22 protein-coding genes are annotated in these 25,261 nt (G+C 70.4%); 8 read left to right on the top strand and 14 right to left on the bottom strand.

Annotated elements, in window-relative coordinates:
• Nucleotides 1–52 precede the first annotated feature (52 nt).
• Genes fliJ through fliF form a run of 5 tightly spaced genes read right to left on the bottom strand, consistent with a single transcriptional unit; the run spans nt 53 to nt 5,210 of the window.
• Nucleotides 53–496: a flagellar export protein FliJ gene (gene fliJ, locus DY262_RS14795; RefSeq protein ID WP_116959882.1), complete on the bottom strand. Its 444-nt coding sequence runs from the start codon at nt 494–496 to the stop codon at nt 53–55.
• Nucleotides 493–1,800: a flagellar protein export ATPase FliI gene (fliI, locus tag DY262_RS14790; RefSeq protein ID WP_116959881.1), complete on the bottom strand. Its 1,308-nt coding sequence runs from the start codon at nt 1,798–1,800 to the stop codon at nt 493–495. Before fliI ends, fliJ begins: the two co-directional genes overlap by 4 nt.
• Nucleotides 1,797–2,513 (bottom strand): flagellar assembly protein FliH, encoded by a 717-nt coding sequence (gene fliH / locus DY262_RS14785; protein ID WP_116959880.1) that lies wholly within the window; start codon nt 2,511–2,513, stop codon nt 1,797–1,799. The genes fliI and fliH overlap by 4 nt, the downstream gene beginning before the upstream one ends.
• Nucleotides 2,510–3,535 (bottom strand): FliG C-terminal domain-containing protein, encoded by a 1,026-nt coding sequence (locus DY262_RS14780; RefSeq protein ID WP_116959879.1) that lies wholly within the window; start codon nt 3,533–3,535, stop codon nt 2,510–2,512. The genes fliH and DY262_RS14780 overlap by 4 nt, the downstream gene beginning before the upstream one ends.
• On the bottom strand, nt 3,516–5,210 hold the full coding sequence (fliF, locus tag DY262_RS14775; RefSeq protein WP_116959878.1) for a flagellar basal-body MS-ring/collar protein FliF: 1,695 nt from the start codon (nt 5,208–5,210) through the stop codon (nt 3,516–3,518). The genes DY262_RS14780 and fliF overlap by 20 nt, the downstream gene beginning before the upstream one ends.
• 322 nt (nt 5,211–5,532) lie before the next feature.
• On the opposite strand from fliF, the gene DY262_RS14770 reads away from it, so the two are divergent.
• Entirely contained in the window at nt 5,533–5,859 is a 327-nt protein-coding gene (locus tag DY262_RS14770; RefSeq protein WP_116959877.1) for a hypothetical protein, read from the top strand.
• A gap of 12 nt (nt 5,860–5,871) precedes the next feature.
• Here the strand turns inward: DY262_RS14770 and DY262_RS14765 are convergent, their stop codons facing one another.
• Both DY262_RS14765 and DY262_RS14760 read right to left on the bottom strand, forming a co-directional pair.
• Entirely contained in the window at nt 5,872–6,552 is a 681-nt protein-coding gene (locus DY262_RS14765) for a helix-turn-helix transcriptional regulator (protein ID WP_116959876.1), read from the bottom strand.
• Nucleotides 6,549–7,484 carry a response regulator gene (locus tag DY262_RS14760; protein WP_181936514.1) on the bottom strand — a complete coding sequence of 312 codons (936 nt, stop codon included), beginning with the start codon at nt 7,482–7,484 and terminating at the stop codon, nt 6,549–6,551. The genes DY262_RS14765 and DY262_RS14760 overlap by 4 nt, the downstream gene beginning before the upstream one ends.
• Nucleotides 7,485–7,635: 151 nt before the next feature.
• Between DY262_RS14760 and DY262_RS14755 the strand changes: the two genes are divergently transcribed.
• The 3 genes from DY262_RS14755 (at nt 7,636) to DY262_RS14745 (ending at nt 12,276) form a co-directional block, all read left to right on the top strand.
• The gene (locus DY262_RS14755) at nt 7,636–8,919 is read left to right on the top strand and encodes a sensor histidine kinase (RefSeq protein ID WP_116959874.1); all 1,284 of its coding nucleotides are present in this window, start codon (nt 7,636–7,638) and stop codon (nt 8,917–8,919) included.
• Between the two features lie 127 nt (nt 8,920–9,046).
• A complete protein-coding gene (locus DY262_RS14750; RefSeq protein WP_116959873.1) occupies nt 9,047–10,285 on the top strand; it encodes a sensor histidine kinase in 1,239 nt (412 codons plus the stop codon).
• 179 nt (nt 10,286–10,464) lie between these two features.
• Nucleotides 10,465–12,276: a methyl-accepting chemotaxis protein gene (locus tag DY262_RS14745; protein WP_116959872.1), complete on the top strand. Its 1,812-nt coding sequence runs from the start codon at nt 10,465–10,467 to the stop codon at nt 12,274–12,276.
• Between the two features lie 74 nt (nt 12,277–12,350).
• On the opposite strand, the gene DY262_RS14740 is transcribed toward DY262_RS14745, so the two are convergent.
• The 7 genes from DY262_RS14740 to DY262_RS14710 form a co-directional block, all read right to left on the bottom strand.
• Complete coding sequence (locus DY262_RS14740) at nt 12,351–13,040, bottom strand: cysteine hydrolase family protein (RefSeq protein ID WP_116959871.1); 690 nt, start codon at nt 13,038–13,040, stop codon at nt 12,351–12,353.
• A 16-nt stretch (nt 13,041–13,056) separates the two neighbouring features.
• Nucleotides 13,057–13,914 (bottom strand): ABC transporter permease, encoded by an 858-nt coding sequence (locus DY262_RS14735; protein WP_245981011.1) that lies wholly within the window; start codon nt 13,912–13,914, stop codon nt 13,057–13,059.
• A 5-nt stretch (nt 13,915–13,919) separates the two neighbouring features.
• Nucleotides 13,920–14,744, bottom strand: a complete 825-nt coding sequence (locus DY262_RS14730; RefSeq protein ID WP_070400711.1) for an ABC transporter ATP-binding protein — start codon at nt 14,742–14,744, stop codon at nt 13,920–13,922.
• A complete protein-coding gene (locus DY262_RS14725) occupies nt 14,741–15,781 on the bottom strand; it encodes an ABC transporter substrate-binding protein (protein WP_116959870.1) in 1,041 nt (346 codons plus the stop codon). Before DY262_RS14725 ends, DY262_RS14730 begins: the two co-directional genes overlap by 4 nt.
• A gap of 376 nt (nt 15,782–16,157) precedes the next feature.
• A complete protein-coding gene (locus tag DY262_RS14720; protein WP_147326240.1) occupies nt 16,158–18,368 on the bottom strand; it encodes a hypothetical protein in 2,211 nt (736 codons plus the stop codon).
• A gap of 200 nt (nt 18,369–18,568) precedes the next feature.
• Nucleotides 18,569–20,329 carry a monovalent cation:proton antiporter-2 (CPA2) family protein gene (locus DY262_RS14715; RefSeq protein WP_116959868.1) on the bottom strand — a complete coding sequence of 587 codons (1,761 nt, stop codon included), beginning with the start codon at nt 20,327–20,329 and terminating at the stop codon, nt 18,569–18,571.
• Between the two features lie 113 nt (nt 20,330–20,442).
• Nucleotides 20,443–21,348, bottom strand: a complete 906-nt coding sequence (locus DY262_RS14710; RefSeq protein ID WP_116959867.1) for a LysR family transcriptional regulator — start codon at nt 21,346–21,348, stop codon at nt 20,443–20,445.
• A 150-nt stretch (nt 21,349–21,498) separates the two neighbouring features.
• Between DY262_RS14710 and DY262_RS14705 the strand changes: the two genes are divergently transcribed.
• From DY262_RS14705 to DY262_RS14690, 4 genes are read left to right on the top strand one after another with little or no spacing between them, the layout of a single operon-like run.
• Complete coding sequence (locus DY262_RS14705; RefSeq protein WP_070400715.1) at nt 21,499–22,476, top strand: Bug family tripartite tricarboxylate transporter substrate binding protein; 978 nt, start codon at nt 21,499–21,501, stop codon at nt 22,474–22,476.
• A complete protein-coding gene (locus DY262_RS14700) occupies nt 22,473–23,393 on the top strand; it encodes an NAD(P)-dependent oxidoreductase (RefSeq protein ID WP_116959866.1) in 921 nt (306 codons plus the stop codon). Before DY262_RS14705 ends, DY262_RS14700 begins: the two co-directional genes overlap by 4 nt.
• The gene (locus DY262_RS14695; RefSeq protein ID WP_116959865.1) at nt 23,390–24,580 is read left to right on the top strand and encodes an alpha-hydroxy acid oxidase; all 1,191 of its coding nucleotides are present in this window, start codon (nt 23,390–23,392) and stop codon (nt 24,578–24,580) included. Before DY262_RS14700 ends, DY262_RS14695 begins: the two co-directional genes overlap by 4 nt.
• 4 nt (nt 24,581–24,584) lie before the next feature.
• Nucleotides 24,585–25,253, top strand: a complete 669-nt coding sequence (locus DY262_RS14690) for an RraA family protein (RefSeq protein WP_116959864.1) — start codon at nt 24,585–24,587, stop codon at nt 25,251–25,253.
• Nucleotides 25,254–25,261: the final 8 nt, after the last annotated feature.

Genomic DNA, 25,261 nt, shown 5'->3' with positions numbered 1-25,261 from the left:
ACCGGGGCGCGGCATTTCTGAAGCACCCGGCGCGACTTTTTCGGCGACGGCCTCACGCGCGCCCCCTCATCCACACGGTCTGGGCGATGTCGTCGGTGCGCTTGCGCTCGGCCACCTGAAGCGCGCGCTCACCTTCGTCGACGCGGCGCCCGTGCAGCTGCGCCACCGCCTCGCGGCGGCGGAAGGCCTCGTGCAAGGCGAGCCGGGTCTGGTCCATGCGCGACTCGTGCTCGGCCAGGGCGTGGCGGTGGCGGTCGGCCAGGTCGAGCACACTGAGCTTGTAGGCGCCCCGGTTGCTGGCCAGCGCGGGCGACAGCCCGGGCGAGGCCGTGGGCGCGGCGCCGGACGCGCCGGCCTCGTCCAGCAGGCCACCCAGGCGCTCGATGCTGGCGACGAAACGCTGGCGCGTGCGCTCCTGCTCGGCCAGCACGGCGCCCACGCGGTCCTGCTCGCGCTCGCGCAGCCGCACCACCTGTTCCAGCGCGCGCAGGTTCATTCGACGATCTCCATCAGGCGGCGCAGGCAGTCGTCCAACGGCGCCGACTCCTGCGTGCCCTGGTGAAGAAAGGCCTCGATGCGCGGCCACAGGTCCACGGCGCGGTCGCTCAGCGGGTCCGCGCCGGGCACGTAGGCGCCCAGCGGCAGCAGCTCGCGCACCTGCTGGTAGCGCGCCAGCAGGGCCTTCACCTCGCGCGCCACGCGCTGCTGGTCGGCGCCAGCCACCAGGCCCATGCAGCGGCTGATGGACTGGCCGATGTCGATGGCCGGGTAATGCCCGCGCTCGGCCAGCGCGCGCGAGAGCACGATGTGGCCGTCCAGGATGGCGCGCGCGGTGTCCACCACCGGGTCCTGCTGGTCGTCGCCCTCGGCGAGCACGGTGTAGATGGCGCTCATGGAGCCCTCGCCGCTGCCGTTGCCCGCGCTTTCCACCAGCTGCGGCAGGGCGCTGAACACCGACGGCGGATAGCCGCGCGTGGCCGGCGGCTCGCCGAGCGACAGCGCCACCTCGCGCTGCGCCATGGCGTAGCGCGTGAGCGAGTCCACCAGCAGCAGCACATGGCGGCCCTGGTCGCGGTAGTGCGCGGCGATGGTGTGGCACAGCTCGGTGGCGCGCAGGCGCATCAGCGGCGACTCGTCCGCCGGCGCCACCACCACCACGGCGCGGCGCAGGCCGGCCTCGCCAAGCGAGAGGTCGATGAACTCGCGCACCTCGCGGCTGCGCTCGCCGATCAGGCCGACCACGATCACGTCGGCCACCGTCTGGCGCGTGATCAGGCCCAGCAGCACGCTCTTGCCCACGCCGGAGCCGGCCATCAGGCCCACGCGCTGCCCGCGGCCCAGCGTGAGCAGGCCGTTGATGGCGCGCACACCGACGTCGATGGCGCCCTCCACCGGGCGCTTGCGCAGCGGGTCCACCCAGGGCGGCGCGCTGGGCAGCAGGTGCTCGCCCGCCAGGCGGCCGCGCCCGTCCATGGGCTCGCCCAGCCCGTTGACCACGCGGCCCAGCCAGGCTTCGCCGATGAGCAGGTGGCCATTGCCGGGCAAGGGCCAGACGCGCGCGCCGGCGGCCAGGCCCTCGGTGCGCTTGAAGGCCATGAGCTGCGCGGCCTCGTCCTTGAAGCCCACCACCTGGGCCTCGATGTCGGCGCCCAGGGCCGACTCGATGCGGCAGCGCTGGCCCACGTGCAGGCGCACGCCGCGCGCCTGCAACAGCGGGCCGGTGGCGCCCACCAGCCGGCCGGTGGGCGTCGACACCGACACCTCGGGCACGGCGATGCGGCGCAGCTGTTCGGCGATCACGCGGCGGCTCCGCTCAAGGGCACCTCGGCCGGTGCGGGCTCTTCCGCCCCGAGCAGCTGCGAGGCCACCTGGCCCATGCAGGCCTGCAGGCGCTGGCGGCAGCCGGCGTCGGCCTCGAAGCCGGCCACCTGCACGCGGCACTCGCCGGCCTCCAGCGCGGGATCGGCGATCAGGTTCCAGCCGCGCGTGTCGGCGCCCTCGATGGCCTGGATCGCGCGCAGGTCCTCGCTGTTCAGGAACACCTCCACGGTGCTGACGGCCGGCGGCATGCTCTGCAGGGTCTCTTCGACGAGCTTGAGGATCTGCGTGGGGTTGAGCGTGAGCTCGGCGCGGATCACCTGGCGCGCCACGCGCTCCACCAGCTCCACCATTTCGCGGCGCAGCGCGGCCTGGTAGTCGGCCTGCACCTGGCGCAGGGCCTCGGTGGCCGCCTGCATCGGCGCGGCCACGCGCTGCCAGCGCGCGAGCAGCTGCGCCTCGCCCTCGGCGCGGCCCAGCGCTTCGCCGCGCTCGCGACCCTGCGCCTCGCCGACGGCGCGGCCCTCGGCCAGGCCCTTGTCGAAACCTTCCTCGTGGCCGCGCGCCAGGCCGCGCGCATGGCCATCGGCCAGCGCGGCCTGCAAGGCCTCGGCCGATCCCTGCAAGGACAGGGCTTCGGCCAGGCCGCGCTCGGCCAGGGGCGGGAAGCGGTGGCTGCGGTAGGGGCTGTTCATTCCACCGTCGCCTCGGAGTACAGCTGCACCTCGATCGCGCCGGCGTCGGCCAGGGCCTTGACCTCGCGCATGATGGCGGCGCGCGCGTCTTCCACGCGGCGCGCGGCCACCGGCCCGGTGCGGCGGATCGCGTCCTGAAAGGTCTTGACCTGACGCTGCGGCATGCAGCCCAGGATGGCGCGGCGCACGTCGCTGTCGCCGCCCTTGAGCGCGATGGCCCACTCGTCCATGGGCACCGCCTCGATGATGCGCAGCAACACCTCCTCGCTCTGGCGCGAGAGGATGAAGAAGTCGTACATGCTGCGCTCGATCTGACCGGCCACGCCGGGGTCGCGCTCGCGCAGCTGCTCCACCATGCGGGCCTTGTCGCCCGGCAGGCGGTTCAGGATCTCGGCCGCCTGCTTCACGCCCTCGATGGTGGCGCTCTGCGTCTCCAGGCTCTGCAGGCAGGCGTCGGCCAGCACCTCCACCTCCTGCAGCAGGCGGTGCTCCACGTGACCGAGCTGGGCCACGCGAACGATGAGTTCGTCGCGACCGTCCTCGGGCAGGCTGGCGATGACCTCGCTGGCCATGGCCGGCGGCAGGAAGGCCAGGAACACGGCCTGCATGTGCACGTGCTCCTGCGCGATGCGATCGGCCACCCAGCGCGGCGAAGCCCACTGCAGGCGCGCCATCTTCGGGCGGATGGCGTCGCCATAGATGCGCGTGAGCACGCTGCTGCTGATGCTGCTGCCCAGCGCCAGGTCGAGCGAGTTCTTCAGGAAGGTGCGCGAGGCGCCGTGCAGGCCGCTCTGTTCTCGGTAGTCGTCGAAGAAGCGCTGCAGCGCGCTGCGCGCGGTGTCCACCTTGATGCCGCTCATGGCGGACATGGCCTGCGTCACGGCCAGCAGTTCCTCGCGCTCCAGGCAGCGAAGCACCGCGGCGGCGGGTGCCTCGCCCATGCTCAGCAGCACGATCGCCGCCTGCTCGATCGCGGTCATGGCGCCGTCCTCGGCGCCGGCTTCAGGCGGGTTGGTGGCCATTCTTCTGCACCCATTGTTTGACGACCTCGGCCACGCGCTCGGGCTCCTTGGTCGCGAGGTCCTTCAAGTGATCGACCAGCACGTCCACCGGCGAGCCCGGCGGCGGCAGGTTGTAGTTCTCCAGCAGCGAGCCCATGGAGTCGCGCTGGCCCGCGGGCCGTTCGGGCTGCGGCAGCGCGGCCACGGCGGCCGATCCGGCGGGCAGGGCGCCGGCCGGCGCCGCGGCGCCCTCGCCGCCGCGTGGGCCCAGCTCCAGCAGCTCGGACGTGCCCACCTCGCGCGGCACCGCGACCTCGCGCGTGAAGCGGCGGATCAGCGGGCGCGCGATCAGCAGGTAGGCCAGCAGCGCGCCGAGCGCGCTCAGGCCCCAGCCCGCCATCGTGAACACCGACTGCGGCTCGGCGTACCAGGCCACGGCCTGCGGCGGCGCCGGAAAGGCCATGGCCGAGACCACCAGCTGGTCGCCGCGCGCGGTGTCGATGCCCAGGCCGCCGCGCAGCACCTGCTCCATGCGCGCGATCTCGGCCGGCGCCCAGGCGCTGGCGCCGGCGGGCGCGGCGGCGTTGTTCAGCACCACCGCCACGCTGATCTTCTTCACCTGGCCGCGCGCGCGCTCGATGGTGGTGACGCTGCGGTCATAGGCGTACTGGCGCGTGGCCGCGCTGCGCTCGGCGGTGCTGGGCGGCTCGCCCTCGGCTGGCGGGGGGTTGGCCGGGCGGTTGCTCAGCGAGCCCGGGATGCCCAGGGCCTGCGGCTGGCGGTTGAGTTCTTCGCGCGAGGCTTCGCTGGTGATGCGCGGGTCGCCTTCGTAGCGCTCCTGCGTTTCCTTGACGCTGTCCTGGTGCAGCTCGACCGAGGCGCTGACGTTGTAGTTGTTGGCGCCCAGCACCGGCTGCAGCAGAAGGTGGGCGTTGCGCAGCAGGGTCTCTTGTGCCTTGCGCTGCGCCTCGTTCGCGAAGCCGGTGGAGTCCAGGCCGGCCTTGATGTCGACCCGGCTGGACAGCAGTCGGCCGGCCTGGTCGACCACGGTCACGCGCTCGGGCGCGAGGTTGGACACGCTGCCCGAGACCAGCTTGATGATGGAGGCAATCTGCTCGGCCTCCAGCTCGCGGCCCGGGTGCAGGTGCAAGGCCACCGAGGCCGAACTGGCCTGCGCGGCGTTGAGCACGAAGGTGGACGACCGGGCGATCGACAGGTGCACGCGCGCGCTCTTGACCGGCTCCAGCGCGGTGATGCTCTGCACCAGCTCGCCCTCCAGGCCGCGGCGAAAGCGCACGTCCTGCACGAACTGCGTCACGCCCAGCGGGTCGCTCTTGTCCATCAGCTCCAGGCCCTCGGGCAGGCGGGCCACCACGCCGCGCGCGGCCAGCAGCATGCGCGCGCGGCCCAGGTTCGACTCCGACACCAGCACCTGCCCCGTTTCGGGGTGCAGGCGGTAGGCGATGCCTTCGGCGTCGAGCACCGACATCATGTCGGCGGCGGGCACGCTCTCGCGCGCACCGAACACCGGCCGGTAGTTCGACTGGTTCTGCCAGACGAACATCATGACCAGCGCGGTGATGGCGATCGCGAGGAACACGACCGGCAGCAGCTTGGCCACCGCTTCGGAACGCAGGGCCGAGGCGATCCGGGCGGGCGGGGGCAGCCGTTGCAGCAAGGGGGTGATGGCGCTCATTGGTTTTTCACTTTGCGTTTGTAACGATACGCGAAGTTCAAATACCAAACCATGTCCATGCCAGGCCGTGGCCGGCGCCGATCGCCACGCGGTTACCGAATGGGGATGAGCGGTGCTCGCCTGCCGGGCAGGAACCGAAAAGCGTTAGCGGACGCGTTGCAAGACGGCGAAACGCCCCGGAAGGGGCCGCGAGCGTGACGGAATCCTCATCCCGCCAAGCTTCGTCGCACGCCCTGTCAAAAGTGACAGGGCCGGCGATGAAGGGCCTTCAGACCGGGGTCGAAACACGGGACAGACCCTTCGTGCCTTCAAGGACGCGACCATGTACCTGGACTTCGACATGACCACCCTGCCCTCCACCCACGGCATGCGCCCCGCCGCCTTCGGCATCCCGCCCATCGAAACCCTGGAGATGCTTCAGCGCCTGGAGGCCGAGGTGGCGATGAGCAACCTGAACGAGATGCGCCTGATCGAGCAGCAGCACCCGGACTGGTTCGAGCGGTACGAGACCTTGCCGGTCGAGCACTGCAGCGGCGAGGAGCTGCAGGCCCTGCTGGCCAGCGCCCCGAACGCCTACGCCAAGGGCCTGGTCACGGGCGCGCTGAAGGTGCGGCTGGAAATGGCGGCGGTGTCGGGCCTGCCGTTCTGAACGGACGCGGCCCTACAGCCCGCCCATCAGCTGCGCACGGTACACGGCCTGCGCGCCGTTGGCCGCGCGCAGCTTGCGCTTGGCGTTCTCCACGTGCAGGCGGAAGGTGCGCTCGGTGCAGCCGAAACGCTGCTGCGCTTCCGAACCTTTCAGGCCTTCGGCCACGGCGCGCAGCACCTCGCGCTCGCGCGGGGTGAGCGGGCAGACCGCCGCGCGCAGCGCCTCGCGCCAGGCGGGCCAGTCGCCCAGCACCTCCAGCGCGGCGGTGCCCAGCTGCTCCTCCCGCAGGTGCGCGCTGGTGGACAGCAGCCAGAACTCGCCGCAGGCCTCGCCCAGCAGCGGCAGGCGCACCAGCAGCAGCTGCTGGTAGCCCAGACCGCCCAGGCGTCGCACGGCCTCGTCGCCCAGGGCCTCCACGGACAGGCGCTCGACGGTGCCGCCACGCGGCGGCACGGCGCGCGCCATCCATTCGGCATGGGCCTGCAGCGCGGCACTGCTGAGGGCCTGCACCAGGCGCTCGCCGGCCACGCCGTAAGGGTCGGGCCGCACGAAGGCCAGGCCCGCGAAGCCCCGCCCACGCAGGCGCGAGGCCAAGGCCTCCATGCGCTCATCGAGCGGGTTGGGGGGCAACGCCTGCTCGGGCGGTTCGCCCAGGAGGGCGGCGCCGCCGGCGCGCAAGGGATCCTCGCTCACCCGCCGCGTTCCTCTGCCAGCGCGCGCCACGACACCGCGGCGGGCCAGTCGAACAGGAACTCGGCGGCCAGCAGGCCATCGGCCTCGCTCAGCACCTCGACAGGCGCGATGGCCGGCGCGATGCCCTCCAGCTGCGAGACCAGCTCGAGGTTGGGCAGGGCCTGGCCCGCGCGCACGCGGTCCAGGCCGGGCGCGTCCCAGCCGAACTCGGCCAGCGAATCGGCCAACTCGCGCAGGCCCGCGGTGGTCTCGATCTGGATCCAGCTCAGGCGGCCGTCGGCGCGCAGGCCCAGCACCCCGAAAGGCTCGCCCAGCACGAGGTATTCGTCCACGCGGCCGCGCCCCAGGATCACCATCAGCGCGTTGGACACGTCGTCCGACTGCAGCGCCTGCAGCCGCTCGTGGCGCATCTGCATGGCCAGGTGGCGGCCGCGCTCCAGCGAGTTGTGCAGGAACTGCTCCTGCAGCGCGCGGCGCAGGTTGAAGCCCAGGTTGCGCGTCTGCTTGGGCAGGAAGGATTCAATGGCCCCGCCGTTGAAGGCCTTGACCGCGAGGTCGGCGTCGGCCGCGCCCGTGAGCAGGATGCGCCGCAGGCCGAAGTGGCCGTGGCGCTCGCAGATGGAGATGCCGTCCTCGGCGGGCATCACCTGGTCGGTGACCAGCACCGAGAAGATGCGGTGCCGCCCTTCCCAGGCGAAGTAGTCGAGCGCGGCGGCCAGCGGCGACTCCGCGCCCACCACGCGCGCCAGCATCTGCTGCTCGCGCCGCAGCAGCGTTTCCTGCTCGGCATAGGAGTGGTCGAGTTCGCCCGGGTGGTGCAGGAACTCGCAGCGCCGCACCGAGGCCACGGCGTCCGCCATGGCGTCGAGGAACGACGGGTCGTCGTCGATGAAGGAGATGCGCGAGGACGCTCTCATGCAGGGGAACAACATGCCTGGCTCGCTTCGGGGTGGACGGGACGCGGCGCACGCGCGTCTGGGCCAGGGAAGCATATCGGCACTTCAAGGGCGAACTTGAGCCGGCCGGTTTGGCGCCTTTTTTCACGCAAGGCGCTGGAGGGCGCTCCCTAGAATCCGCCCCGTCGTGCACCACCACCTCCTCATCCGCGCCATCGCCCTGCTTCGCCAGCCACTGGAGCCGCTGCAGCAGCTGTCGCGCGCGCGGCTGGTCACGCTGGGCCTGTTCCTGTCCATTGGGCACCTGGCCTTCCACTGGTTCTGGACGGTGCTCGTGCCGCAGCCCTACGAGAACCTGCTTCTGCGCGCGCTGGCCGCCGCCGGCGCGCTGCCGCTGCTGTGGTGGACGCCGTCGCGCGTGATGCGCCAGCGTGGCATCCGGCTCTACCTGCTGGCCTACATGACCTACACGGGCCCGTTCCTGTTCCAGTGGTTCTTCCTGATGAACCACGGCAACGCCGTGTGGATGACCAGCGCGGCGCTGATGTGCTTCCTGGCGTACCACATCCTCGACTGGCGTGTGGCCACGGCGGCGCTGGCGGCGGGCACCATCGCCGCGCGCGCGCTGGTGGCGCTGCTGGAGCCGCAGCTCGCCATGCCCTGGTGGCGCGTGACCGAGGGCAACCTCACCTTCGCCTTCGCCTGGCTGTCCGCCCTGGCGCTGGCGCTGTCCTCGGCCAGCCAACGGCTGCAGCGGCTCAACGCCACGCTGCTGGCCATGGGCGTGATGGCGCACGAGCTGCGCACCCCGCTGGCCAGCGCGGCCCTGGTCAACGAAAACCTGCGCGAGGCCGAGCCCGCCGAGGTGGAGCGCCTGACGCATCGCATGGACGGCCTGCTGCGCGCCATTCACCACCAGATCGATTCGCAGATCGTCAACGCGCAGCTGCTGGGCATCCAGCCCGGCCGCGAGACCCTGCGCGCCGGCCAGCTCGTGCGCGACGCCATCGAGTCCTATCCCTTCCTCAGCGAACGCGAGCGCCTGGCCGTCAGCGTGGACACGCGCGCCGACTTCCACTTCCACGGCAGCGAGCGACTGTTCATCCAGGTCATCCACAACCTGCTGAAGAACGCGGTGTTCGCGCTGCGCCGCACCCAGGGGCGCTTCGAGCGCGGCGACATCCAGATCGAGGTGTCGGCGGTGGGTTCGTGCGGCACCATCCGCGTGCGCGACAAGGGCCCTGGCGTGCCCAGGCACCTGCGCCGCGCCATCTTCGAGCCCTTCTTCAGCACCCAGACCACGCACAGCAGCGGCCTGGGCCTGGCCTTCTGCCGCGAAACCGTGCAAGCCAACCGAGGCCAGCTGCGCTTTGAGCGCGTGGCCGCCGGATCGTCCTTCGTGATCGAGCTGCCCCTGCTGCCGGGGGATGCGGGCGAGGCCCACCACGCCAGGCGTTGGGCGCCCAGCTGAAGCGCGACCATCGGGTTTCCCCCACAGCGGCACGCCGGACTTCCCCCTGGTGGCACCGCCGCTGGCGCGTAGCATGGACACATTCCCGTTCCCGCGGCCCGCCATGCCTCCGCTTCGCCCGATCCCGATGCCGCGCACGCCACTGCAGGCCCTGTTCTCCCACCCGCTCGAGCCCGTGCTGCACCTGTCGCGCGCGCGGCTCGCCGCGCTGGGCCTGATCTACCTCATCGTGCACCTGTCGGCCTGGCTGGTGTACACCCAGGTCGCGCCGCAGCCCTACGACAGCCTGGCCCTGCGCCTGGCCGCCGCGCTCGGTGCCCTGCCGCTGTTCCTGCTCGACCCCGACGAGGTGGCGGAGTCGCCGGGCGCGCGCGCCTACGTGCTGCTCTACCTGGCCCTGGCCGGCCCCGCACTGCAGGTCTGGCTCTACCTCATGAACGGCGGCACCGATCCGCGCGTGCTGGCCCTGTGCCTGGTGGCGCTGCTCATGTACGTGATCACCGACTGGCGCTACGCCACCGCCATGCTGGTGCTGGCTTTCGCGGGCGGGCTGCTGGTCGGCGCCGGCACCGACCGGCTGCCGGCCGCGCTGGCGCGCGAGCACGGCTTCATGGTGGGTCTGTCGTGGCTGTGCGGCCTGCTGCTGGGCCTGTCTTCGGCGCAGCAGGACCGCCAGCGCCAGCAGGCCACCATGAACGCCCTGGGCGTGATGGCGCACGAGCTGCGCACGCCGCTGGCCAGCATGGGCCTGCTGGTGGAAAGCCTGCGCGACAACGAGGAGTCGCCGCAGGCGCGCCGCTCGGGCCAGCGGCTGGAGGGGCTGATGCGCAACCTGCACCAGCAGATCGACACGCAGATCGTGAACGCGCAGCTGCTCGTCCTGCGACGCGGCGACGAGCGCATCGCCGCGCGCGGGCTGATCGCCGACGCCATCGACAGCTTTCCCTTCCGCTCCGAGGCCGAGCGGCGCGCGGTGGCGCTGGCGCCCGGCCCCGACTTCCACTTCCTCGGCACGCGGCGCCTGTTCACGCAGGTGGTGCACAACCTGCTGCGCAACGCACTGGTCGCCCTGCGCCAGCACAAGGGCACCCCGGCGCCGGGCGACATCACGCTGGTCACCGACGTGCGCGGCGGCCAGGGCGTGATGGAGATCCGCGACCGGGGGCCCGGCATTCCGCGCTCCCTGCAGCGCAGCGTGTTCCGCCCCTTCGTGAGCACCGCCGACACGCACAGCAACGGCCTGGGCCTGGCCTTCTGTCAAAACACGGTGCGGGTGAACCGGGGCCGCCTGGCCCTGCACTCCAGCGAGGCCGGTACCACTTTTGTGATCACCCTGCCGCTGGACGAGGGGCGGCGCGGCGGCTGAAGGCGCGCCGCCGGCCCGGCGCCCGCGCCCGCTCGCGAACTGGGCGGGTTTTGCCCGCCTTATCCGATCAAGTTTTCCCGGCAGCCGGCCGATAGTGGCGGCGAACGCCCGTGCCTTCCAGGAGGCCGCGGGCGGTACCTGTTCACGCCCCCACCCGATCCCCCGCCCCGCGCTTCACCATGAACTTCCTCCGCAACATGTCCGTCGGCACCAAACTCTGGGCCGGCGTCGCCACCATCATCCTGGCCCTGCTGGCCACCGTCATCAGCGCGGGCCTGCGTTCGGCCCGCATGACCGAACAGTCCGAGCGCATCCTGACCGAGCTCTCCGACAAAACCGCCCTGGCCGTGGAATGGGCCGGCGTGACCGAGACCACCACCACCCGCGTGCAGGCCTCCACCCTGTCCAGCGACCCGGCCATCACCGCCCTGTACAAAGACCTGATCCCGGCCGGCTCGGCCCGCATCTCCGAGCTGCAGAAGGCGCTGGACGCCATGCCCAAGACCGAGGCGGAGGTCGCCGCGCTGGCCCGCATCGCCGAGCTGCGCACCGCCGTGCTGAGCTCGCTGGGCAAAGCCACCAAGCTCAAGGCCGCCGAGGACTACGCCGGCGCCGCGCACGAGATCACCACCAACTTCAATGGCGCGGTCACGCCCTACCTCAACGCGGTGCAGGACTTCGGCCGCATGCAGAACCGCATCCTGCAGGAAGCGCAGGCCGCGCAGGCCAAGGAGCGCGTGACCAGCATCACCATCGCCGCCACCCAGGTGGGCCTGCTGATCCTGGGCATCGCCGTCGGCGCGTTCTTCCTCATCCGCAACATCCGCCAGCCGCTCAACGAGACCATGGCCTTCGCCGAACGCATGGCCGACGGCGACCTGACGGCCACGCTCAACAACGACCGCGGCGACGAGTTCGGCGCCATGACCCGCGCGCTGGGCACCATGCGCGACCGACTGGTCAGCGTGGTGGCCGACGTCAAGCGCGGCACCGAGAACATCACCGTGGCCGCGAAAGAGATTTCCACCGGCAACAACGACCTCTCCAGCCGCACCGAGCAGACCGCGAGCAACCTGCAGCAGACCGCCGCCTCGATGGAGCAGATGTCGGGCGCGATCAAACAGTCGGCCGACTCGGCGCGCGTGGCCAACCAGCTTGCCGACGTGGCGGGCCAGAGCGCGCAGAAAGGCGGTGAGGTGGTGAACCAGGTCGTCTCGACCATGGAAGAGATCAACCAGGCCTCGCGCAAGATCAACGACATCATCGGCGTCATCGACGGCATCGCCTTCCAGACCAACATCCTGGCCCTCAACGCCGCCGTGGAAGCGGCGCGCGCGGGCGAGCAGGGCCGCGGCTTCGCCGTGGTGGCCGGCGAGGTGCGCAGCCTGGCCCAGCGCAGCGCCCAGGCGGCCAAGGAGATCAAGGGCCTGATCGGCGCCAGCGTGGACAAGGTCACCGTGGGCACGGAACTGGTGAGCCAGGCCGGCCAGACCATGAGCGAGATCGTGGAGAACGTGGTGCGCGTGCGCGACATCATTGGCGAGATCGCCAGCGCCTCGGGCGAGCAGGCGGATGGTGTCAACCAGATCAATGCCGCCGTCTCCAACCTCGATCAGATGACGCAGCAGAACGCCGCGCTGGTGGAGGAAAGCGCCGCCGCCGCCTCGAGCATGAACGACCAGGCCGCGCGCCTGGCCGAGGTGGTGCGCATTTTCCGCCTGGACGGCAGCGCCGCGTCGAACGGCATCGCCGCGCGGCCGGCGGGCGAGCGGCACCCGCGCCGCGAGCCCCAACTGGCGCCGGCGCCGGTCGCGGCGCCCCAGGCCCCAGCGGCGGCGGCCGTGGCCAGGCCCGTGGCGGCGGCCAAGCCCGCGGTGGCCGCCAAGCCTGCGGCGGCGCCCAAGGCCGCCGCACCAGCCGCCGGCAAGCCCCTGCCCGCAGCGGCCAAGGCCCCCGCGAGCGACGAGGTCGGCGAATGGGAGTCTTTCTGATCGGAGCCGCCCGCGGCCGCGAACGCGGCCGCTGAGCGCCCAGGCCCGCCGACGACCTCGGCGGGCTTTTGGTTTCAGGCGCCGACGGGCGCGGCCACCGGCACCAGCCGCTGCACCACCTCGTCGGTGCTGAGCACGTCGCCAAAGAACAGCATCCAGTTGTTCAGGCAGTGCTCGTGCTCGGCCGGCGTGACGGCCGAGAGCGCGTCGTCGACCATGATGGTGGCGTAGTCCATCATCATCGCGTCGCGCGCGGTCGATTCGCAGCAGACGTTGGTGACGGTGCCACCGATGAGCACGTGCGTGACGCCGCGCTCGCGCAGCACCTCGTCCAGGCGCGACGAGCCCGGCACCAGCGCGCTGTAGCAGCGCTTGACCACGCGCTCGTCCTGCGGGTGCGGCTGCAGGCCGGGCGCGATCTGGAAGCCCTCGTGCGCACTCGCCAGCTCGCGCAGGCGCCGCGCGCTGCGCGCCGGCGTGAGCATGTGGGCGTGGTGGTGCGACCAGAAGTCGTCGGCGCCGTCGGCGCTGGTCTGCACCCAGATGACATGCCCGCCCGCCTCGCGCAATGCGTTCGCCAGCCGGTTCACCGCCGGGAAGGTGGCGCGCGCGGGCGCGCACTCGCCGAGGTAGCCTGGCTGCGTGTAGTAGTTCTGCAGGTCGATGACGACGAAGGCCGTGCGCTCGGCCGCCAGCGTGTCATAGGGGTGCAGGCGGCCCTGGCGCGCCACCACGCGCTCGACGACCCATTGGGGGAACTGCATGCTCGCTCCTCTCGGTTCAGGCGTAGCGCTTGGCCATGGCGGCCTCGATCCGCGCGATCACCAGGTACATCAGGCCCGACAGCAGGCCCAGCACCACGATGGCGGTCATCACCACGTTGAGCTGGAAGACCTGGCTGCCGTTGACGATGAGGAAGCCCAGGCCGGCGCTGGCCGACTGGAACTCACCCACGATGACGCCCACCAGCGCCAGGCCGATGTTCATCTTCAGCGCCGCCACGAGCGTGGGCACGCTGCCCGGCATGACCACCAGGCGCAGCACCTGGGCGCGGCTGGCGCCCAGGGTGCGGGCCAGCTTGATCTTGTTCGGGTCGATGCTCTGGAAGCCGTCGTACACCACCATGATGGTGACGAACACGGCGATCGCCACGGCCATGCCGTAGACCGAGTACTCGGACCCCAGCCAGATGTAGAAGATCGGCACGAAGGCGATCTTGGGCATGGCGTTGGCCACCACCAGGAAGGGGTCCAGCACCTTGTGCGCGAAGTCCGACCACCACAGCCCGGCGGCCACGCCGATGCCGATGACCATGCTCAGCATGAAGCCGATGAGCGTGGCCTTGAAGGTGACCCAGGTGTGCATCAGCAGCTTGCCGTTGTGCAGCAGATCGAGGAAGGTCGGCCACAAGGCGCTCGGGTAGCTGGTCAGCATGGGGTTGACCACGTGCGTCTTGGCCAGCACCTCCCACAGCACCAGGAAGGCCACCAGCAGGGCCAGGCGGGTGAGCAGGATGCGCTGGCGGCGGCGGCGCTGGCGCGACTGCCATTCGCGGTACGCGGGGCTGGGTTCGCGCCCGGCCGGTGGCGGCGTGGGGGTGACCATGGCGGCCAGGGTCGTGGAGGCGGTGGTGTTCATGGGCGTCATCCTTCCACGTGGACGTCGAGCTCGTCCCACAGCAGCGCGAAATAGGTGTTGAACTCGGGCAGGGACCGCACCACGAACGGGCTCGGGCGGCCCGCACCGTGGCTGGGAAAGCGCATCAGGTGCTGCGACTTGATGCGCCCGGGGCGGCGCGAGAGCACCACCACGCGGTCGGTCATGGCGATCGCCTCGCCGATGTCGTGCGTGACCAGCACCACCGACTTGCCCTCGTCGCGCAGCACCTCCACCACCTCGTCGGCGATCGCCAGGCGGGTCTGCGAATCCAGCGCGGAGAAGGGCTCGTCCAGCAGCACCACGTCGGGGTCGGTCACCAGCGTGCGCGCCAGCGCCACGCGCTGGCGCATGCCGCCCGAGAGCTGGCGCGGAAAGTGGTGCAGGAAATCGCCCATGCCGCACTTGTGCAACAGGTGCGCGGCCCGCTCGCGGGCCTCGCGCATCGGCCGGCCCTGGATCTGCGCGCCCAGGGTGGCGTTGTCCAGGATGCTGCGCCATTCGAAGAGGTAGTCCTGCTGCAGCATGTAGCCCACGCGCGGCGACGGGCCCTTGACGCGCTCGCCGTGCACCCGCACCTCGCCCGACGAGGGTTCGAGGATGCCGGCCATGAGCGAGAGCAGCGTGCTCTTGCCGCAACCCGACTGGCCGATCAGGCTCACGAACTCGCCCGGCGCCACCGACAGGCGGATGCGGTCGAGCGCCTGCGTCTCGCCGGCGTCGGTGAAGTAGCGCAGCGAGACGTCGTTGATCTCGATGCGCGGCTGCACCTGCTGCGCCACCGGCGCTTCGGCTTCGAGCACGGCGCTCATGGCGCGGCCTTCGCGGCGAAGTCGGTGACCACGACCTGCTCGTACTTCACGCGCTTGGCCTTGTCGAGCACGCCGCTGTCGATCAGCATGTCCTGCAGACTGTCGATGGCCTGGCGCTGCACCATCGGGTTGGTCTTCCACAGGCCGATGCCGCGGTAGCGTTCGATGGCGGCCACCAGATCGGCCTGGGCCATGGCGGGGAAGTACTCGGCGATCTGCTTGGCCAGATCGGCCGGGGGCGCGCTGGCCACGTGCTTCTGCGCCTTCACGATGGCGTTGGTCCAGGCCTGCGCCACGGCGGGGTTCTGCTTGAGGTAGACGTCGGTGGCGGTGAACACGGTGTAGTCCACCGGGCCCACGACTCGGCCGACGGAGGCCACGACCACGCCCTTGCCGGTCTTCTCCAGCATGGTGGCCTCGGGCTCGAGGAAGATGCCGTAGTCGTTCTGGCCCGCCAGCCAGGCACCGGTGCGCGCGGCCGGGCCGATGTTGTTCACCAGCTTGAGGTCCTTCTTGGGGTCGAGGCCGTTCTTGCGCATCGCCGTTTCCAGGAAGACGTCGGGGTTGGAGCCCGGGCGGAAGGCCATCACGGCCTTGCCCTTGAGCTGGTCCCAGGCGAACGCGCCCGCGGGTTTCTCGCGCGCCACCAGCAAGAAGCCATCGGTGGCGGTCAGGCCGGAGAAGATCTTGGGCTTGACCGGCGATTCGCTGTTGGCCACGTACACCGAGGCTTCGGGGCCGATCAGCACGATGTCAGCGCTGCCCGACAGCAGCGCGGCCATGCCCTTGTCGGTGCCCTGCGAGGTCTTGATCGACACGTCGAGCCCGGCTTCGCGGAAGAAGCCCTGGCTGATCGCCACGTAAGCGGGCGCGTACAGCACCGAGCGCACCACCTCCTCGTAGCGCACCTTCACCGGCGCGCCGGTGGACTGAGCGGCGGCCGGCGACACCAGGCCCAGGCCCAGGGCCAGCGTGGCCGTGGCATGGACCGCGCGCGACCAAAACGATGAGGGGGACGGACGGGGGATTCGGAACATGGCGAACTCCTGTGGCGCGTTGAGGGGGCAGACTTATTGAAATACTGTATGCAATTGATGTGCCACACCACGTCGAGGCAGCGCAAACCGCGCGTGGCACATGGCAACACCCGGCCGATGGTCTTCGACCGGCGTGTCCAAGGGTCCCAGACCGGGCATCAATCTATATTGGATACAGTATTCAATGAATAGGGGTTGTCCCCATTCCCAGCCGCGCGATGCAGGCGGCGGCTGGGCGCGAAACGCCCGCCGTCGGTGCATGGTGCGCCCGCGCGGGCGCACCGACAGGGCGTTCAGGGCCGCGAACCGGTGCGGCGCGGTCCGCAAGAGACCGATCGACGGGGGACGTCGTTTCGATCGCGCCCGCCGTTGTCCATCAGACGCCGGCCTGGAACTGCCGGGTGAAGTTCAGCAAACCTTCGATCCGCGTCTGCACGACCTGCGGGTCGAATTGGTTCAGGTCGCCAGTCCGATTCAAGCGGAACGAGCCGACGGAACCGTCGACTGGGATCGTCGCGCTGCCCCACAGACCCGTCTTGCCCTCGCTCCTATAAGCCTCGGGGTTCTGGAGGGTGAGCACCGGCGTGCCGTCCGATGTGGCGGAAATGGCGACGGTGGCGGCAATCTGTGAGGGGATGCGTTGGTCGTACCTGACCTGACCCGTTTTGTCCAGCCACAACTCGCCGCGACCGGCGTTGATCATCTGCTCGTACAGCGTCGCCAAGGCGCCCATCAGCCCTGGTTGGCTCTTCTGCAGAGCGGATGCCGGGGCCTCAACGACCGGCCCTTGGGCGGAAGGCGGCACGGCGGCGTCGGACTGGAATTGCTGGGCCAGCGCCAGCCATTGGGTCATCTTTTTCTCGACGTCCGTCGCGTTCTGCGCCTGCTTCTTCATGCCTGGCCAAAACAAGCTTTTGCCTGTCACGCTCATGATGACGCTGTACGCGCCTGACGAATAGGCCTGTGAAGGCGCCACCTCGCGCAGGCAAACTTGTTGGTAGCCCAACCCCTCTTTAGTCACGACGGTCAACTCGGCGATCAGCCGGCCCTCGGCGTCGTGGAGTTGCCTTTGGGTCTCATGGTTCTTGTCCATGTCGTCCTTGAGACGGCCAAAGACCTCGATCAAGGCAGCCTCAAAAGGGTTCACGGGCGAGGGTTCGTCGTGCTTGACGGCCACCGGCTGGGCCGACGGCCCGGCGAGCGGTTCCAGCTTCGGGGCCACCGGTTTTTGCGCGACCGCGATGCCGTCCATCGCGTGCTGCAAGGACAGCGCATCAGCCTGGTCCAGGCTCCCCATGGCCACGAGCAGTCTGAGGACGTCATCTGGCGTGAAGAAGAGGTCGGCCACATCGTCAAACCCTGCCCCGGGTTGCGCCAGGCCGGGGTACTTCTTGACGGCCGCCGCAATTTCCTCCTCATCGTGTATGCACATGAATTCGATCGCGCGATTGGGATGCCCCGCCTCGTTCACCCATCGGTTGAACTCGGAGTCTTTGGCCATGATCGGGCGTTGGGACCTCTCCACGCCCGGACCATTCAGCCAGTTCGCCATCTCAATCAGAAAATCGATTTGCCCCTTCTTCAACTTTTGGGCAAAAATCTCGCGCAAATTCTCGAGCTCCTCAGCCGAGTATTTGTAGCGGTGCTTATCGGCTCGGCCGATCTGTTGCATGGCGGCATCAAATCCCATACTCTGACCAGCGACCGCAATTGCACCGAGCTTCCTATGCTCCATCTGCACATGCGGGTGTTGTTGAAGCTCATCATCAATGCCTTTGTAGTCGGGATGCAATTCATCCAGGGCCTGCTCAAGGGCCGCCTCATTCAAACGGGAAAATGGTATGCCGATAAGAGCATTCAGATCCTTTCCCTCATAGATACCATTTTCCAAGTTGAAATAAACCGTGTGAATGTAGCGCTGCTGGGTAGCTTGGCAACCCTCGAACCCTTGCGTCAATTCTGCGAACATTTTGAGGTCCGCTGGACTGCCGTCCTGGCATTTACGCAGAATGGAGGCCAGCTGATCCATCAACTTTCGGTTTTCATCGAAGATATTCGCTTCGGTCAACCGGCTAAATCCAAAGCGCAGGGCAGAGACCAGCTTGTTCTTGACGTCTGCGTCCTGCACATTTTGGTCGATGAAGGTCAATGCACGTTTTTGGTCGTTGCGCGCCTCGGCCAGATCACGCAATGCTTTCAGCACTTCGGGTTCCCTGGAAACCTCATGGTATTGCGTCAAACGAGACAGCAACAACTCCTTTGCCGCCTGCGCCTTGGGGCCGTAGTACTGGCCATTGGCGAACATTCCACCAATGGTCTTCTCAAGCTGCCGTGCCGCCGCAGCCTTGTCGCCATTCTCTGCAAACAGCGTGTGCGAACTGGTTTTCCTATGGGTGGAGACGAATGCAACGCCTTTCCCAGTCAGGGACGGCGCCTTATTCAAATAAAGCGCCTTACCGCCCGCGTGCTCCATGTAATCAGCGAGCATCCCCAGATGAAACGTTCCGTCCTTTTGGCAAACGCCCTCTTTGAACTTGTTGCTCTTGAAAGGGTTGCTGGGGAGAAGACTGGCGAAGATGAACGACATGGGGGTTACCTGACCTGAAGGCACACATGGCGGCAGCGGCTTGGCGCGCCGGGACCCTGCTTGTGTGCCCCGCCGCCCAGCTTCGATCCCAGCCAAGCGGCCGATGGGCACGCAGGCCAAGTCGGCCGCGAGGGTGGCGACAGGCGCCTGCACGCAGGGATCCGCCCCGTGCTCTGCGCGCTGCAGCACCCGATGAAGGCTCAGCGCCCCGGGCGCCCGCGCAGGTTCCCCAGGATCATCGGCCGCCCCGCGACCAGCCCGCCGCCGTCCAGTTCGAGCTGGAAGCGCTCGGCGTCGCGGCGGCGCATGTCCGCCACGATGGCATCGACCGCCATCGGCTCCGTGCCCAGCGCCAGCAAGGCCTCGCGCCCCATGACCATGGCGGACTCGAAGGTCTCGCGCACCTGCACGTCCGCCCCCGCCTTCACCAGCTCAGCCGCGTGCCCGCGGTCGAAGGAGCGCGCAACGACCCGCGCCTGGGGGAAGGCGTGCTTGCACTGCTCCACGATCAGCGTGGCCGCGCTGGCCTCGTCCACGCACACCAGGATGACCTTGGCGTCGTCGGCGCCCGCCGCGTGCAGGATGTCCAGCCGCGTGCCGTCGCCGTAATAGACCTTGAAGCCGAAGTGCTCGGCCTCGCGCGCGAGCTGCGGGTCGGCGTCGATGATGGTGATCTCCGCGCCCAGCAGCAGCAGGTTCTGGCTCGCGATCTGGCCCACCCGGCCGAAGCCGATGATGAGCACCGCGCCGGCCTCGTGGTCGGGCACGGGCGCGCCCTCGGTGGAGGGCCCGGCGCGCGGCGCCCAGCGCTGCAGCGCCAGCACCGCCAGCGGCGTGAGCGCCATGGACAGCACCACGATGGCCGTCATGTTGGCGTTCACCACCGGGTCGATCACGCGGCCCGCGAGCGCCGCGGCGAACAGCACGAAGGCGAACTCGCCGCCCTGCGCCATCAGCACCGCGCGGTCCAGCGCGTCGGCGTGCGGGCTGTGCGTGAGCCGCGCCACCACGTAGATGCACAGGGCCTTCACCACCATCAGCGAGAGCACGCCCGCCAGGATGAGGGCCCAGTGCCGCGCCACCGCCGACAGGTCCAGCGACATGCCCACGCCCAGGAAGAACAGGCCCAGCAGCAGGCCGCGGAAAGGCTCGATGTCGGCCTCCAGCTGGTGGCGGAAGGTGGACTCCGACAGCAGCACGCCCGCCAGGAAGGCGCCCATGGCCATGGACAGGCCGCCCAGCTGCATGAGCAGCGCCGCGCCCAACACCACCAGCAGGGCGGCGGCGGTCATCACCTCGCGCGCGTGGGCGTTGGCCAGCACCTGGAACAAGGGGTTGAGCAACCACAGGCCGACCGCCACCAGCAGCGCCACCGAGCCGGCCGCGATGCCCACCGACAACCAGCGCGAGGCGCCCGAGGCCTCGGCCACGGCGTCGGGCGACAGGAAGGCCACCACGGCCAGCAGCGGCACGATGAGCAGGTCTTCGAACAGGAGGATGGAGACGATGCGCTGCCCGCGCGGCGTGGCGATGTCGCCGCGCTCGCCCAGCAGCTGCATCACGATGGCGGTGGACGTGAGCACGAAGCCCATGGCGCTGATGAAGGACACCGTCCATGAAAAGCCGAAGGCCACGCCGACCAGGGTGAGCATGGCGCCGCAGACCAGCACCTGCAGGCTGCCCAGCCCGAAGATGGCGCGCCGCAGCGCCCACAGGTGCGAAGGCCGCATCTCCAGGCCGATCACGAAAAGGAACATCACCACGCCGAGCTCGGCGGTGTGGATGATGGTCTGGGGGTCGCTGAACCAGCCCAGGCCGAAAGGACCGATGGCCAGGCCCGCCGCCAGGTAGCCCAGCACCGAGCCCAGGCCGATGCGCTTGAACAGCGGCACGGCCACCACCGCCGCGCCCAGCAGCATGACGACCGGCACCAGTTGGCTGGAGGCGGCATCAGCGGCCATGGCGGGCCTCCGTCGATCGTGGGCCGCGCGGCGATCCGGGCGGCGGGTTCATCTCGTGGCGGCGCATGGTCCCCTCCAATGATTGGCGCCCGGCCATTCTGGCACCGCCCCGTTCAGCCGCCCCACAGGGGGCCGGACTTGTCGAAGTCCACCGTCTCGCGCACCAGCTCGCGCAGCCGCGTGAGCAGCGCGCGGTGGTCGTCGCGCCGGTGCTGGAAGGTGTACTGCAGCGCCGGCAGGGGCTGGGGCCCGCGCAGTTCGACCACGGCCCGGCGTGCGGCCATGCGCCGAAACCAGCCGCGCGGGTACAGGCCGATGCCCACGCCCGAGGCGATCAGACTGGCGATGGCCGCGAGGTTGTTGCACACCAACCGGCGCGGCGCCTGCAATCCGTTGAGCGCCAGCCAGTGCTCCAGCATGCGCGTGGGACCGGCCGCGCCGGGCTGGGTGATGAGCGCGTGCCGCTCCAGCAGCGCGGCGTCCACCGCGCGGCGGCGTCCCACCAGCGCGGGCGAGGCGGCCCAGCAGAAGCGCACCTGGGCGATGGCCTCGCTGGCGATGGCGCCGCGCGTGGAGTGGCCGGCCACCACGGCGAAGTCCAGTTCCCCGCTTTCAAGGCGCTGCTCCAGCGCCGAGCCCAGGTCCACGCAGGGCTCCAGGCGCAGCTCGGGGTACTTGGCGGCCGCGTGCGAGACCAGGTCGGGCAGCCAGGTGAGGGCCGCGAGCTCGCCCACGCCGAAGCGGCAGAGGCCGCGCACGCCACCACCGGCCGCGAGCTGATCGCGCATGTCCTCCGACAGCTCCAGCATGCGCCGCGCCAGCGGCAGCAGCTGCTCGCCCGCCTCGGTGAGCGCGGCGCGGTGGCCGCCGCGGTTGAACAGCGTGGTGCGCAGCTGCGCTTCCAGTTCACCGATGCGTTTGGACAGGGTGGACTGCGAGATGTGCAGCCGCTGCGCGGCGACCAGGAAGCTCGCGGCGGTGGCGGCCCAGTAGAAGGCTTCGAGCTGCTTGAGCGTCATGGCCGGCGCCGCACAATCCTTTGTGTTGAAAAAAGGCGAACAAGAGCGATCGAAATATATCGCTTTTCATCCACAAGGCATGTTCCCAGAATGCGCCCCGGGTCGGCCCAAGCCAGTGGACCGGGCCCTCACAACAGAAGGAGACAGCGCATGAGCATTCATTCCACCGGCCTGCGACGCCGCCACCTCGTGGGCGCCGCCGGCGCGGCGCTGGGCCTGTCGGCCCTGCCCCTGGCCGCGCGCGCGCAGGCCTGGCAGCCCACCCAGCCCATCACCATCCTGGTGGGTTTCGCGCCCGGCGGCTCGGCCGACCAGATCGCGCGCCAGCTCTCGTACGCGGCCAAGGACATCATTCCCGTGCCGGTGGTGGTGAACAACCGCGTGGGCGCGGCTGGCGCCATCGCCGCGCAGGCCACCGCCGACGCCAAGCCCGACGGCTACACCCTGTTCGTGGGCGGCGGCAGCGAGACCACCTCGGTGGGCCACTTCCGCCCGCTCAACTACGACTCGCGCCGCTCCTTCACGCCCATCATCAAGGTCTCGCGCGCGCCCAGTATCCTGGCGGTGCGCGCCGACTCGCCCTTCGCCGACATGAAGGCGCTCATCGCCGAAGCGAAAAAGGCGCCCGAGAAAGTGTCCTACGGCTCCACCGGCGAAGGCGGCATCTTCCACGCCACCGGCATCGTGTTCGAGAAGGCCGCCGGCCTGAAGCTGCTGCACGTGCCCTACCGCGGCGCGGCCGACTCCATGACCGCCCTGCTCGCGGGCCAGGTCGACAGCGCCTTTGGCGCCTATGAGGAAATGAAAGCCATGATCGACGCGGGCCGCGTGCGCCCGCTGGCGCTGTTCTCGCGCGCGCGCCTGCCGGCCCTGCCGGAGGTGCCCACCATGACCGAGCTGGGCGTGCCCGTGGCCCTGGACAACATGAAGGGCCTGATGGCGCCGGCGAACCTGCCCGAGCCGATCCGGCGCTACCTGCACGACGCCTTTCACAAGGCCATGCAGGCGCCGGGCTGGAAGGACTACGTGGCCAAGTCGGGCCTGACGCAGGACTACGCCGACGGCGCAGCCTTCCAGGCCGAGGTCGTCGCGGCGGTGGACCTGATCGGCAAGGCCATCGGCAAATGAGCCACGCGCCCGGCTCCTCCTTCGGCTTCATCGGCCTGGGCGCCATGGGCGCCGGCATGGCCGGCTGCCTGCTGCGCCGCGGCTACCCGCTCAAGGTCTTCGCGCGCGAGGCGCACGCCGTGCAGGCGCTGGTGGACCAGGGCGCCACGGCCGGCAACGGCCCGGCCGACGTGGGCCGGGGCAGCGCCATCGTTTTCCTGAGCCTGCCCGACGACGCGGCCGTGCGCGAGGTGCTGTTCGCCGACGGCGGCCTGGTGCACGGCCTGGCGGCGGGCAGCACCGTGGTGGACACCAGCACCATCGCGGCGGCGTCGGCGCGCGGGTTCGCGGCGGCGCTCGCGGCGCGCGGCATCGGTTTCCTGGACGCGCCCGTGAGCGGTGGCCAGCAGGGCGCGGCCGAGGGTGTGCTCAGCTGCATGGTCGGCGGCGAGACCGCCAGCGTGGACGCCTGCCGCGAGGCCCTGGGCGCCTTCTGCAAGAGCGTGCTGCACGTGGGTGGCGTGGGGGCGGGCCAGGTGGTGAAGGCCTGCAACCAGGTGGCTGTGGCCGGCGCGCTGCTGGGCGTGGCCGACGCCCTCGCGCTGGCCGAGGCCGAGGGCGTGGACCCGGCGTCGATGCGCGAGGCCCTGCTGGGCGGCGCCGCGCGCAGCTTCTCGCTGGAAAAGCACGCCCCACGCATCGCCGCCGGCCAGTTCACGCCGGGCTTTCGCGCGGCGCTGATGCGCAAGGACCTGCGCCTGGCGCTGCAGGGCGCGCAAGGCACGGGCACCGTGCTGCCCACCGCCGCGCTGGCCGAGCGGCTGCTCGACGAGCTGTGCGAGGGCGGCCGCGCCGACTGGGACTGGGCCGCGCTGGCGCTGCAGGTGCGGGCGCTGTCGGGCAAGGCCCTGCCCGAGCACCGCGAGCCCCGCGCATGAGCCGCAGCGCCGACGCGCCGGCCGCCCCCCGGTGGCTGCAGGGCCTGCTGTGCCTCGACGATTTCGAGGCCGAGGCGCGGCGCCACCTGCCCCGACCGGTGTTCGGCTACGTGGCCGGCGCGGCGGAGACCAACCAGTCGCTGCGCGCCAACCGCGCGTCCTTCCAGGCCTGGGAGATGGTGCCGCGCGTGCTGGTGGACATCACGCCGCGCGACACCGGCGTCGAGCTGTTCGGCCAGCGCTACGCCGCGCCCTTCGGCGTGGCGCCCATGGGCCTGGCCGCGCTCTCGGCCTACCGCGGCGACCTGGTCATCGCGCAGGCCGCGCAGCGCGAGAACATTCCCTTCGTGCTCAGCGGCTCCTCGCTGATCCGCCTGGAAGAGGTGATCGCGGTGAACCCCGGGGCCTGGTTCCAGGCCTACCTGCCCGGCGACGACGCCGGCATCCTCGCGCTGCTGGAGCGCGTGAAGACCGCCGGCTACCGCACGCTGGTGATCACCCTGGACACGCCGGCCGCGGCCAACCGCGAAAGCAACCTGCGCGCGGGCTTCACCATTCCCGTGCGGCCCGGCCCCGCGCTCGCCTGGCAGGGCCTCACGCACCCACGCTGGCTGTTCGGCACCTTCCTGCGCACGCTGCTGCGCCATGGCATGCCGCATTTCGAGAACAGCTACGCCACGCGCGGCGCGCCCATCCTCTCGCCCCACGTGGAGCGCAACCTCTCCGATCGTGGCCACCTGAACTGGCGCCACCTGCAGATGATCCGCCGCGTCTGGGGCGGCGAACTCGTGGTCAAGGGCGTTCTCGACGCGCGCGACGCGCGGCGCGCGGCCGACGAAGGCGTCGATGGCGTGATCGTGAGCAACCACGGTGGGCGCCAGCTCGACGGCGCCGCCGCGCCGCTGGCGGTGCTGCCGCGCATCGTCGAGGCCTGCCCCGGCATCCCGGTGATGCTCGACAGCGGCGTGCGCCGCGGCAGCGACGTGCTCAAGGCCCTGGCCCTGGGCGCGCGCTTCGTCTTCGTCGGCCGCCCCTTCGCCTTCGCCGCCGCCGTGGCCGGCGAAGCCGGCGCGCACCGCGCCATCGACCTGCTGCGCTCGGAGGTCTCGCGCAACATGGCCCTGATGGGCGTGCTGCGGCCCGAGGACCTGGACCCCAGCCACCTCATCCCCGCCCAACGGAACTGAAGCCATGCTTGGACTGCGCATCCTCCCCGTCCCCCGCCGCGTCGCGCCCGACCTCGTCGAAGCCTTCCGCGGCGTGCCCGTCGCCAACGTCAGCGACTGCATGAGCCGCATGACCGCGGCCGGCGCGCGCCTGCGCCCGCTGAGCCGCGAGACCCGCCTGTCCGCGCCCGCCATCACCGTGAAGACGCGGCCCGGCGACAACCTCATGATCCACAAGGCGCTGGAGATCGCCCAACCCGGCGACGTGATCGTGGTGGACGGCGGCGGCGACCTCAGCAACGCGCTGATCGGCGAGCTGATGACCACCTACGCGATCCGGCGCGGCCTGGCCGGTTTTGTCATCGATGGCGCGATCCGCGACCTCGACGTCATCGGTGCCGGCGCCCTGCCCGTGTTCGCGGCGGGCGTGACCCACCGCGGCCCCTACAAGGACGGCCCCGGCGAGATCAACGCGCCCATCGCCATCGACGGCATGGTGATCCACCCCGGCGACCTGATCATCGGCGACGCCGACGGCGTGCTCTGCGTGCCGTGCGACGAGGCGGCGGCCGTGCTCGACGCGGCGCGCAACAAGTCGCAGGCGGAACAGGTGACGCTGCAGCAGATCGCCGAGGGCCGGCTCGACACGGCCTGGATCGACCAGACCCTGGCGCGCATCGGCCTGCGGGCCTGAGCCGCGCG

The sequence above is a fragment of the Hydrogenophaga borbori genome (assembly GCF_003417535.1).
Lineage (GTDB): Bacteria > Pseudomonadota > Gammaproteobacteria > Burkholderiales > Burkholderiaceae_C > Hydrogenophaga > Hydrogenophaga borbori.
This window is presented reverse-complemented; position numbering and strand designations above follow the sequence as displayed.

Excerpts from the sequence above, each read along its gene's own strand:
- DY262_RS14750 (WP_116959873.1), top strand. The coding sequence starts at position 9,047 with ATGCCGCGCACGCCACTGCAGGCCCTGTTCTCCCACCCGCTCGAGCCC.
- DY262_RS14710 (WP_116959867.1), bottom strand. The coding sequence starts at position 21,348 with ATGACGCTCAAGCAGCTCGAAGCCTTCTACTGGGCCGCCACCGCCGCG.
- DY262_RS14740 (WP_116959871.1), bottom strand. The coding sequence starts at position 13,040 with ATGCAGTTCCCCCAATGGGTCGTCGAGCGCGTGGTGGCGCGCCAGGGC.
- DY262_RS14770 (WP_116959877.1), top strand. The coding sequence starts at position 5,533 with ATGTACCTGGACTTCGACATGACCACCCTGCCCTCCACCCACGGCATG.
- DY262_RS14700 (WP_116959866.1), top strand. The coding sequence starts at position 22,473 with ATGAGCCACGCGCCCGGCTCCTCCTTCGGCTTCATCGGCCTGGGCGCC.
- DY262_RS14725 (WP_116959870.1), bottom strand. The coding sequence starts at position 15,781 with ATGTTCCGAATCCCCCGTCCGTCCCCCTCATCGTTTTGGTCGCGCGCG.
- DY262_RS14730 (WP_070400711.1), bottom strand. The coding sequence starts at position 14,744 with ATGAGCGCCGTGCTCGAAGCCGAAGCGCCGGTGGCGCAGCAGGTGCAG.
- fliJ (WP_116959882.1), bottom strand. The coding sequence starts at position 496 with ATGAACCTGCGCGCGCTGGAACAGGTGGTGCGGCTGCGCGAGCGCGAG.
- DY262_RS14760 (WP_181936514.1), bottom strand. The coding sequence starts at position 7,484 with ATGTTGTTCCCCTGCATGAGAGCGTCCTCGCGCATCTCCTTCATCGAC.
- DY262_RS14780 (WP_116959879.1), bottom strand. The coding sequence starts at position 3,535 with ATGGCCACCAACCCGCCTGAAGCCGGCGCCGAGGACGGCGCCATGACC.
- DY262_RS14705 (WP_070400715.1), top strand. The coding sequence starts at position 21,499 with ATGAGCATTCATTCCACCGGCCTGCGACGCCGCCACCTCGTGGGCGCC.
- DY262_RS14735 (WP_245981011.1), bottom strand. The coding sequence starts at position 13,914 with ATGAACACCACCGCCTCCACGACCCTGGCCGCCATGGTCACCCCCACG.
- DY262_RS14690 (WP_116959864.1), top strand. The coding sequence starts at position 24,585 with ATGCTTGGACTGCGCATCCTCCCCGTCCCCCGCCGCGTCGCGCCCGAC.
- DY262_RS14715 (WP_116959868.1), bottom strand. The coding sequence starts at position 20,329 with ATGGCCGCTGATGCCGCCTCCAGCCAACTGGTGCCGGTCGTCATGCTG.
- DY262_RS14745 (WP_116959872.1), top strand. The coding sequence starts at position 10,465 with ATGAACTTCCTCCGCAACATGTCCGTCGGCACCAAACTCTGGGCCGGC.
- fliH (WP_116959880.1), bottom strand. The coding sequence starts at position 2,513 with ATGAACAGCCCCTACCGCAGCCACCGCTTCCCGCCCCTGGCCGAGCGC.
- DY262_RS14720 (WP_147326240.1), bottom strand. The coding sequence starts at position 18,368 with ATGTCGTTCATCTTCGCCAGTCTTCTCCCCAGCAACCCTTTCAAGAGC.
- fliF (WP_116959878.1), bottom strand. The coding sequence starts at position 5,210 with ATGAGCGCCATCACCCCCTTGCTGCAACGGCTGCCCCCGCCCGCCCGG.
- DY262_RS14695 (WP_116959865.1), top strand. The coding sequence starts at position 23,390 with ATGAGCCGCAGCGCCGACGCGCCGGCCGCCCCCCGGTGGCTGCAGGGC.